The organism is Burkholderia sp. KCJ3K979 (assembly GCF_016759955.1).
In the GTDB taxonomy this organism is placed as follows: Bacteria; Pseudomonadota; Gammaproteobacteria; order Burkholderiales; family Burkholderiaceae; genus Burkholderia; species Burkholderia orbicola.
This window is the reverse complement of the sequence record NZ_JACFYV010000281.1, coordinates 1-7,604: the sequence shown is the minus strand read 5'-3', so window position 1 is coordinate 7,604 and position 7,604 is coordinate 1. Positions and strand designations below refer to the sequence as shown.

9 protein-coding genes are annotated in these 7,604 nt (G+C 68.6%); 7 read left to right on the top strand and 2 right to left on the bottom strand.

Annotated features, from left to right (window positions below; translation table 11 throughout):
- The coding region (locus H3O04_RS32420) for an aminotransferase-like domain-containing protein (RefSeq protein WP_202589239.1) at positions 1-1,022 on the top strand (1,022 nt) is incomplete at its 5' end.
- A 25-nt stretch (positions 1,023-1,047) separates the two neighbouring features.
- Here the strand turns inward: H3O04_RS32420 and H3O04_RS32415 are convergent.
- On the bottom strand, positions 1,048-2,208 hold the full coding sequence (locus tag H3O04_RS32415; protein ID WP_175788917.1) for an NAD-dependent formate dehydrogenase: 1,161 nt from the start codon (positions 2,206-2,208) through the stop codon (positions 1,048-1,050).
- 232 nt (positions 2,209-2,440) lie between these two features.
- On the opposite strand from H3O04_RS32415, the gene H3O04_RS32410 reads away from it, so the two are divergent.
- Complete coding sequence (locus H3O04_RS32410) at positions 2,441-3,970, top strand: FAD-dependent oxidoreductase (RefSeq protein ID WP_202589238.1); 1,530 nt, start codon at positions 2,441-2,443, stop codon at positions 3,968-3,970.
- Between the two features lie 42 nt (positions 3,971-4,012).
- Positions 4,013-4,390 carry a DUF5594 family protein gene (locus H3O04_RS32405; RefSeq protein WP_006481289.1) on the top strand — a complete coding sequence of 126 codons (378 nt, stop codon included), beginning with the start codon at positions 4,013-4,015 and terminating at the stop codon, positions 4,388-4,390.
- Positions 4,391-4,440: 50 nt separating this feature from the next.
- Here H3O04_RS32405 and H3O04_RS32400 read toward each other — a convergent pair whose 3' ends face one another.
- Positions 4,441-4,659, bottom strand: coding sequence for a DUF6566 family protein (locus H3O04_RS32400; protein WP_006481288.1), 219 nt, complete (start codon positions 4,657-4,659; stop codon positions 4,441-4,443).
- A gap of 122 nt (positions 4,660-4,781) precedes the next feature.
- Between H3O04_RS32400 and H3O04_RS32395 the strand changes: the two genes are divergently transcribed.
- From H3O04_RS32395 to H3O04_RS32380, 4 genes are all read left to right on the top strand, one after another.
- Positions 4,782-5,420, top strand: coding sequence for a MarC family protein (locus tag H3O04_RS32395; RefSeq protein ID WP_105798174.1), 639 nt, complete (start codon positions 4,782-4,784; stop codon positions 5,418-5,420).
- 31 nt (positions 5,421-5,451) lie between these two features.
- Positions 5,452-5,922, top strand: a complete 471-nt coding sequence (locus H3O04_RS32390) for a hypothetical protein (RefSeq protein ID WP_124478482.1) — start codon at positions 5,452-5,454, stop codon at positions 5,920-5,922.
- 140 nt (positions 5,923-6,062) lie between these two features.
- A complete protein-coding gene (locus H3O04_RS32385) occupies positions 6,063-7,268 on the top strand; it encodes a zinc-dependent alcohol dehydrogenase (protein ID WP_011545596.1) in 1,206 nt (401 codons plus the stop codon).
- Between the two features lie 35 nt (positions 7,269-7,303).
- Positions 7,304-7,604 (top strand): four-helix bundle copper-binding protein (locus tag H3O04_RS32380; protein ID WP_202589237.1); only part of this gene is annotated, 301 nt, incomplete at its 3' end.

The following is a 7,604-nucleotide window of genomic DNA, read 5'->3' as shown; positions in this document are numbered from 1 at the left end:
CGGGTCGCGACAAGTCGCTGTGGGGCGTGACGGACGGGCTGCCGCCCGGCCATCCGCGGCTGATCCGGCAGATCGCGCGGCGCTACCTGGAAAACGGGATGTCGGTGGACCCGAACGAGATCATCGTGACGGTCGGCGCGACGGAGGCGATCAACCTGTGCCTGCAGGCGGTGGCGAAGCCGGGCGATACGATCGCGGTGGAGTCGCCGACGTTCTACGCGATGCTGCACGCGATCGAGCGAATGGGGATGAAGGCGATCGAGGTGGCCACACACCCGGAATATGGAATCGACATCGCGGCGCTGGCCGCGATCGCGAAATCGCAGCCGATCGCCGCGTGCATGGTGATGCCGAACTTCCAGAACCCGCTGGGCTTCCAGATGCCGGACGAGCGCAAGCGCGAACTGGTGGCGTTCGCAACGAAAGCCGACCTGCCGATCATCGAGAACGGCGTGTACAACGAACTGTATTTCGGCAACATGCATCCGAGCACGCTGAAGTCGTTCGATCGCCATGACATCGTGCTGCATTGCGCGTCGTTCTCGAAGAGCCTGACGGCCGCGTACCGGATCGGCTGGGCGTTGCCGGGCCGCTACCGCGAGCAGGTCGAGAAGCTGAAGTTCCTGAATACGCTGGCGACGCCGTCGTTGCCGCAGCTCGCGATCGCGGAGTTTCTCGAACGCGACGGCTACGAACATCACCTGCGGCGGGTTCGCAAGGCGTATGCGCAGCAGGCGAACCTGATGCGCGCGATGGTGTCGCGGTTCTTCCCGGAGGGTACGCGCATTTCGAGCCCGGCAGGCGGGTACGTGCTGTGGGTCGAGCTGCCCGCGCAGGTCGATGCGATGCGGCTGTACCAGCTCGCGCTGGAGCAGGGGATCACGATCGGGCCGGGCTACATGTTTTCGATCGCGGACACTTACCGGAACTTCATCCGCCTGAACTACAGCAGCCCGTGGTCGCCGGAGATCGAGCGCGCGGTCGTCACCGTCGGCAAGCTCGCCGCATCCTGCATCGACTGACCGCGCCGCGGCGCGCGGCGCGACGTCATGTCAGCCGGTACGACTGCGCGCCGGTGCCCGCGAGTGTGCCGCCGTCGACGATCAGGTATTCGTTGCGGATCGGCTTGCCGTCGAACCAGCATTGCAGGATTTCCAGCGTGCCGGCCGCATAGCGCGCCTGCGCGGACAACGACGTGCCGGAGATGTGCGGCGTCATCCCGTTGAACGGCATCGTGCGCCACGGGTGATCGGCCGGCGCCGGCTGCGGAAACCATACGTCGCCGCCATAGCCGGCGAGATGGCCGGACGTGACGGCATTCACGACCGCGTCGCGGTCGACCAGCTTCGCGCGCGCCGTGTTGATCAGGTACGCGCCGCGCTTCATCCGCGCGATCATCGCCGCGTCGAACAGGTGCTCGGTCGACGGGTACAGCGGAATCTGCAGGTTGACGATATCGACGGCGCTCGCGAGCGACGCCACATCGGCGTGATACGTGAGCGCGAGCGCCTGCTCGATCGATGCATCGAGCCGGTGGCGCTGCGTATAGTGCAGTTGCAGGCCGAACGGCTGCAGCCGGCGCAGCACGGCGAGACCGATGCGACCCGCGCCGACCGTGCCGAAATGCATCCCTTCGACGTCGTAGCTGCGCGACACGCAGTCGGCGATGTTCCAGCCGCCCTGCTGCGCGACCGCATGCGACGGCAGATAGTTGCGCACCAGCGCGAGCGTCGTCATCACCACGTGCTCGGCGACGCTGATGCTGTTCGAGCCGGTGACTTCGGCAACCGTGATGCGCGCGCGTGCGGCGGCGTCCAGATCGACGTGATCGGAGCCGATGCCGGCCGTCAGCGCGAGCTTGAGCTTCGGCGCGCGGGCGATGCGTTCCGCGCTCAGGTACGCGGGCCAGAACGGCTGCGAAATCACCACGTCCGCTTCGGGCAGCCGGCGCTCGAATTCGGAGTCGGGGCCGTCCTTGTCGCTCGTGACGATCAGCGTATGGCCGTGCGCTTCCATATAGCCGCGCAAGCCGAGCGCGCCGGACACCGAGCCGACGAGTTCGCCGGGCCGGAAGCCGGGCGGGCCGGCCGGCGTCGGCGCGGTTTGACCGTCCGCGTAGTGCGTGACGACCGGGATCGTGTCGCGCACGTAGCGCGGCGGATAGCCGTCGACGGGATCGGGGTAGAGCACGCACAGGACGGTAGCCATCGGGTAGTGCTCCTTTGAAAGGTGAAGGCGGCACGCGGCTTGCGCGGGTCGCGCCGTGCCCGTCGCAGGCGGCCGCCGTGGTGCGCCGCAACGTTGATCACGTTCTACGCCGGTCGCGGATCGCGTACAAGCTACAGTCCGCGTTTGCGTGCGCTGCGGGGCGTCTGTACCTGTTCTTTTCAGGAGGGATGGCGATAATGGGATCGTTACCTGACTTTTCGGGAGCCACGTCATGACTGGAAGCGATGCGTCCTCACGCCCCGATCTCACGCAAGGGATCGCGCTCGACGATCTCGCCGACGGCGCGATGATCGAGGGCCATGTCGGCGACGCGGCGGTGCTGCTCGTGCGCCGTGCCGACGAACTGTTCGCGGTGGGCGCGCAATGCCCGCACTACGGCGGGCCGCTGGCCCAGGGCCTGCTGGTCGGCGACACGATTCGCTGTCCGTGGCATCACGCGGCGTTCTGCCTGCGCACCGGCGAGATGGAGCGCGCGCCGGCGCTCGACGGGCTGCCGTGCTGGCGCGTCGAGCGGCGCGACGGCCGCGCGGTCGTAGTCGATGCGCGGCCGGCCGCTGCGCCGCCTGCGCTGAAGGAAACCGGGCTGCCCACGTCGGTCGTGATCGTCGGCGGCGGCGCCGCCGCGATCGCAGCCGCGGTGACGCTGCGGCAGGAAGGCTATCCGCACGCGATCACGCTGCTGAGCGCCGATGTCGATCCGCCGTACGACCGGCCGAATCTGTCGAAGGATTACCTCGCGGGCACGGCGGAAGCCGACTGGCTGCCGCTGCGCGCGCCGTCGTTCTATGCCGGGCAGCGGATCGACGTGCGCTGCAATACGCGGGTCACGCGCATCGATCCCGCTCAGCGGTCGGTCGAGCTGGCCGACGGCAGCCGTATCGAATACGGCGCGCTGCTGCTCGCGACCGGCGCCGAGCCGAACCGCCTGAACGTGCCCGGCGCCGATCTGCCGCACGTGTGTACGTTGCGGTCTCGCGCCGATTGCGATGCGCTGATCGCGAAGCTGAAAACCGCGCGCCGCTGCGTGGTGGTCGGCGCGAGCTTCATCGGGCTCGAAGCGGCCGCCGCGTTGCGCACGCGCGGGCTCGACGTGCACGTCGTCGCGCCCGATCCGCATCCGATGGGCCGCGTGCTCGGCGATGCGCTCGGCGACACGATCAAGGCGCTGCACGAAGCGCACGGCGTGGTGTTCCATCTCGGCGCGACGCCCGCGCGGATCGGGCCGGACAGCGTGACGCTGTCGAGTGGCGACGTGCTGCCGGCCGACGTCGTGCTGGTGGGGATCGGCGTGCATCCGAACGTCGAACTCGCGCAGGACGCCGGGCTCGCGGTCGAACGCGGCGTGACGGTCGACCGCTTCCTGCAGACGAGTGCGGCCGGCATCTATGCGGCCGGCGATATCGCGCGCTGGCCCGATCCGCTGACGGGCGAGCGGATTCGCGTCGAGCACTGGGTCGTCGCCGAGCGGCAGGGCATCGTCGCGGCGCGCAACCTGCTCGGCCAGCAGCGGCCGTTCGACGCGGTGCCGTTTTTCTGGAGTCAGCATTACGACCTGACGCTCCGCTATGTCGGGCATGCGGAGCAATGGGATCGCGTCGAGATTGACGGCGACCTCGGCGCGCACGACTGCTCGATCGCGTACTGGCGTGGCAACACGCGGCTCGCGGTCGTGACGATAGCTCGCGATCTCGACAACCTGAAGGCCGAAGCGGCGCTCGAGCGGCAGAGGGCTTCCGCATGAAAGCAGCATGACGACACCCACCGAATCTTGAATGGAGGCGAAATGAACCCTGACGTCCGTGCCCGTTTCGAAACCGAGTTTGCGCCGCGCATCGCGACGCGCTTGCGCGGCCTGTATCAGCCTGGCGAAGTGAAGGTCGACGTCGTGCCGCACGACGGGCAGGGCAGCCCGACCTGCGTCGACGTGATCGGCCTCACGTCGACGGTCGGCTTGCCGAACCGGTTGAACGCGCGGCTCGCGTGGCGCGACGATGCGATCGCCGGTCTGCTGGCCGAGCCCGACCACAGCCGCTTCGATCGCTATCTCGCGGTGCTGCCGGTCACGATCGAGCGGTGGCAGATGGAATTGCCGGTCGATTTCAGCAGCCGGACGCAGCGCGATCGCGAGATCCTGATCGGCGACCTCGATTTCGATGCGTGACGGGCATCGCGCGATGCCGGCCGATGGCGTGCGGCGCGAACCGCGCGCGGTTACCGGTCGCGCGTCCGGATGATCACGCGCCCCTGGTCGATGCCGCCGCGCAGCGCTTCGTCGCACGTCAGCCATTCCGGCGTGACGAGTTCGGGCGCGGGCAGGTCGACGGGCGCGCCGTCGCGGAAGATCCGCACCTGTGCGACCCATGCGCCGTTCGCGTTGCGCGTCGCGTCGACGCGAATCTCGTGACCCATGAAAGTGTCGGTGGCTTGCATCGAACGGGGCCCTCCGTCGTGAATGAACGTGGTGCGTGGATCGTATCAGCATGGCGTGCGCCGCGCATCGAAAACGAACCGGCGTGTGCGTGTCACGTGCCGCGCGAGACGGGAGCGACCTTGTGTCCTTCGACCTGACCTTTTCCATCAAGGTGTTCGCGGCGCTGTTCGCGATCATGAACCCGATCGCGAACATTCCGGTGTTCCTGTCGCTGACCGAAGGCGCGGCGGACGGCGTGCGTCGCAAGGTCGCGCTGACGGCCGCGATCGGCGTGACGGTCGGCTGCATCGTGTCGGCGGTGGCGGGCGGCGCGATCCTGCACGTGTTCGGCTTGACGATCGACGATTTCCGGCTCGCGGGCGGGCTGCTGGTGCTGTTGATCGCGTTGTCGATGCTGCATGGTGCGCCGAGCCGCCAGCATGCGCCGGGCGCCGACGAAGGCGCCGATCCGGCGGCGGCCGACAGCGTCGCGATCTATCCGCTGACGATCCCGTTGCTGGTCGGCCCCGGCACGATCGCGACGATGATCGTGCTCGGGCACGGTGCCGTCGCGACCGGGCAGGAGTTCGCGTTCGTGCTCGGGCTGGCCGCATTTCTCGTGCTGCTGGCCGTGTCGCTGCTGTCGGCGCCGTTGATCGGCCACTACCTGTCGCCGCGCGTGACGGCCGTCACGCAGCGCCTGATGGGGATGATTCTCGCGGCGATCGCGATGCAGATGATCGTCGCGAGCCTGAAAGCCGCGTTCGGGCTGCCGCATTGAGCGCGCCCGTTCGGATTGCATGGAGTCGCTGATGAACACGCTGATCGTGTTGTCCTATCCCGATCTCGACGCGGCGCGTCGCGCGCTGGCCGAACTCGGCACGCTGCGCGACCGGCACGTCGTCGCGCTCGCGGGTGTCGTGATCGTCGAGTGCTCGACTGACGGACAGTTGCGCACGCATGCAGTCGATCCGGGTCGCGTGTCGTCCGGATCGCTGCTCGACAGCGTGGTCGCGCATATCGAATCGTCGCTCGACGCGTGGCGCGAGCGGCCGGTGGACGATGCGCTGACCGACCGCGTCGCGCGCAAGGCGCACCCGGGCACCGTGTCGCTCGGGCTGGCCGCGACGCAGCTCGACATCTACGCGCTGAGCGCGGCGTTCGCGCCGCTGGGCGGCGAAGTGACCGACACGACGCTGTCGATCGACGACGAACTGAAGCTCGTCGAAGCGATCTCGAACGCGGGCGACGGCAGCGGCGAGCACGGCCCGGCGACGGACTGACGCGCCGGCCCTTCCCGACAGCGAAGCCTTTCCCGTCTGCTCTCCAATGACGCGCCGCGCGCGCTCCACAGGCGCATGCCTTGCTCGACCGGCTCGACGGTGACCTTCACCGTTTCCGCTTTCGACAAGGAGGGCCTGACATGAAAGCAGTCGTATTTCACGGCATCGGCGACATTCGCATCGACACGGTGCCCGATCCGGAAGTCTCCGCGACGACCGACGCGGTCGTGCGTCTCACCGCCAGCGCGATCTGCGGCACCGATCTGCACATGGTGCGCGGCACGCTCGGCGGCATGAAGCCGGGCACGATTCTCGGCCATGAAGGCGTCGGCATCGTCGAGGCGGTCGGGCGCGACGTGCGTAACCTGCGGCGCGGCGATCGCGTGCTGATTCCATCGACGATCGCATGCGGCAGTTGCGCCTACTGCCGCGCGGGCTATACCGCGCAATGCGACGTCGCGAATCCGGGCGGGCCGCGTGCGGGCACGTCGTTCTTCGGCGGGCCGGCCGAAACGGGCCCGGTCGACGGACTGCAGGCCGAATACGCGCGCACGCCGCTTGCGCATGCGAGCCTGATCCGGCTGCCCGATGCAATCGACGACGATCGCGCGATCCTGATGTCGGACATTTTCCCCACCGGCTATTTCGGCGCGCAGCTCGCGGAAGTGAAGCCGGGCGATACGGTCGCCGTGTTCGGCGCGGGGCCGGTCGGGCAGTTCGCGATCGCGAGCGCGAAGCTGATGGGCGCCGGGCGCGTGATCGCGATCGACCGCATCGCGTCGCGGCTCGAGATGGCGTGCGCGCAGGGTGCCGAGATCGTCGATTTCTCCGAGGACGATCCGGTCGATACGGTGCTGCGGCTCACCGGCGGGATCGGCGTCGATCGTGTGATCGACGCGGTGGGCGTCGACGCGATGCGCGCGACGCACGGGCCGGCCGCGGCCGATCGCGATGCCGCGCGCGCATTCGATGCCGAAGTCGACGCGATCGTGCCGCACCGCAAGCCGGACGGCCGCAACTGGGTGCCGGGCGACGGGCCGTCGCAGGTGCTGCAATGGGCGGTGCGCGCGGTCGCGAAGGCCGGCACGATCTCGGTGATCGGCGTGTATCCGCCGGCCGCGCGCGTGTTTCCGATCGGCGAGGCGATGAACCGCAACCTGACGATCAAGATGGGCAACTGCAATCACCGGACGGTGACGCCGCCGCTCGTCGAACTGGTGCGCAGCGGCGCATTCGATCCGCTGTCGGTGCTCACGCGTACCGAGCCGCTGACCAACGCGATCGATGCGTATCGCGCGTTCGACGTGCGCGAGCCGGGATGGATGAAGGTGAAGCTCGCACCATGACGACGACCCCACGAACCGAAACCGGGAGCACTGCAATGACCGATCAATACGACAACTGTATGGCCGCTTGCGACGCCTGCGCGCACGCATGCGATACCTGTGCGGCCGCCTGCCTCGCGGAGCGCGACGTGCATGCGCTGGCGACCTGCATCGCGCTCGACATCGAATGCGCGCAGCTGTGCCGCTTCGCGTCGGGCGCGATGGCGCGCCGCAGCGGGCTCGCGCCGCGCATTTGCGCGCTGTGCGCGCATGCTTGCGACCTGTGTGCGGCCGAGTGTTCGCGGCATGCGCATGAGCATTGCCGCCGCTGCGCGCTCGCGTGCGAGGCGTGCGCGG